This is a genomic window from Micromonospora sp. (assembly GCF_048594385.1).
Taxonomy (GTDB): domain Bacteria; phylum Actinomycetota; class Actinomycetes; order Mycobacteriales; family Micromonosporaceae; genus Micromonospora; species Micromonospora wenchangensis.
Genome location: NZ_JBMDWU010000347.1, coordinates 1 through 1,756, shown reverse-complemented (window position 1 = coordinate 1,756; position 1,756 = coordinate 1). Strand labels below are relative to the sequence as shown.

Annotated in this window: 1 protein-coding gene; it reads left to right on the top strand. The window is 72.6% G+C overall.

Translation table 11 applies throughout. From position 1 onward, the window contains the following. Window positions 1-259: 259 nt before the first annotated feature. Window positions 260-1,756 (top strand): 2-oxo acid dehydrogenase subunit E2 (locus tag ACOJTC_RS18630; RefSeq protein ID WP_420117837.1); only part of this gene is annotated, 1,497 nt, incomplete at its 3' end.

Sequence of the window (1,756 nt, the reverse complement as noted above, 5' to 3'; positions counted from 1 at the left end):
CGCCCGCGGGGCGCCCCGCCCGCCGCCGCCACCCCCCGCCCGCGCCCCCCCCCCCCCCCCCGGGGGGCGGGGCCCCCAACCCGCGCGCCGCCCCCCCCCACCGCCCCGGGACCGGACCTCCGGTGGAGTCGGATCTGACGGTAGGCCGTGTCCACAATGCAGGCACGTGTCGGCGTAGCCTGAATCGGACGTGGTTTCCGTCCGCCGTGACGAGATCGTCGCGTGCCGTCAATCTGTGGTGAAAGAGGCGAACCCGGCTGTGTCGACCCAGCAGACCTCGCAGGACAATCCGCTCGCGGATTTCGGTCCCAACGAGTGGATCGTCGACGAGATGTACCAGCGTTATCTGGCCGATCCGGCGAGCGTCGACCATGCCTGGCACGACTTCTTCGCCGACTACCGACCGGGTGCGGGCGCGACCGTCCCGCCGCCGGGCGCGACCGTCCCGCCATCGGGCGCGACCGTCCCGCCTCGGGAGGCGACCGCTCCGGATCCGGTGCCGGCCGCGGAGACCCCTGCCGGGGCGGCGACCGGGGCGAGCGCACCGTCTCCGCGGACCGCCCGGGCCGGGAAGGCTCCCGCGTCCGGTGAGCGGGCCGGGTCGCCTGGTGAGCGGGCCGGGTCGTCCGGTGACCGGGCCGGCGGAATCCGGGCGGCCGGTGGGACGACGTCCGGCGGTGGCGCGGCGGGTGACCCGGCCACCGCCGCGAGCACGGTCCCGCTGCGCGGGGTCGCGGCCCGCATCGTGCAGAACATGAACAGCTCGCTGCACGTGCCGACCGCCACCAGTGTCCGCGCCGTGCCGGCCAAGCTGCTGGTGGACAACCGCATCGTGATCAACAATCATCTCGCCCGGGGCCGGGGCGGCAAGGTCAGCTTCACCCACCGGATCGGCTGGGCGCTGGTGCGTGCGGTCGTCGCGCATCCCGAGATGAACAACGCCTACGCCGAGGTGGACGGCAAGCCGGCGCTGGTGCAGCCGGAGCACGTCAACCTCGGCATCGCCATCGACCTGGCCCGGCCGGACGGCACCCGCACCCTGGTCGTACCGTCGATCAAGAAGTGCGAAAGCATGGACTTCCGGCAGTTCTGGCAGGCCTACGAGGATCTGATCCGGCGGGCCCGGCGCGGCGAGCTGACCATGGAGGACCACTCGGGCACGACGATCTCGCTGACCAACCCGGGCGGCATCGGCACCGTGCACTCGGTGCCCCGGCTGATGCCCGGCCAGAGCGCGATCATCGGCGTCGGCGCGATGGAGTACCCGGCGCCGTACTCGGGGATGTCCGACGAGACCCTGGCCGACCACGGCATCAGCAAGGTCACCACGTTGACCAGCACCTACGACCACCGGGTGATCCAGGGCGCGCAGTCCGGCGAGTTCCTCAAGACGGTGCACGAACTGCTGCTCGGCGGGCACGGCCTGTACGACGACATCTTCACCTCGCTGCGCATCCCGTACGAGCCGGTGCGCTGGATGCGGGACGTCGCCCGGACCTCCGAGGGGCAGATCGACAAGGCCGCCCGGGTGATCGAGCTGATCCACGCCTACCGGGTGCGCGGGCACCTGATGGCCGACACCGACCCGCTCGAGTTCACGATCCGCCGGCACCCCGACCTGGACGTCCTGCAACACGGCCTGACCCTGTGGGACCTCGACCGGACCTTCCCGGTCGGTGGCTTCGCCGGCCGGCAGAAGATGCGGCTGCGCGACGTGCTCGGCGTCCTGCGGGACACCTACTGCCGCCGGGTCGGC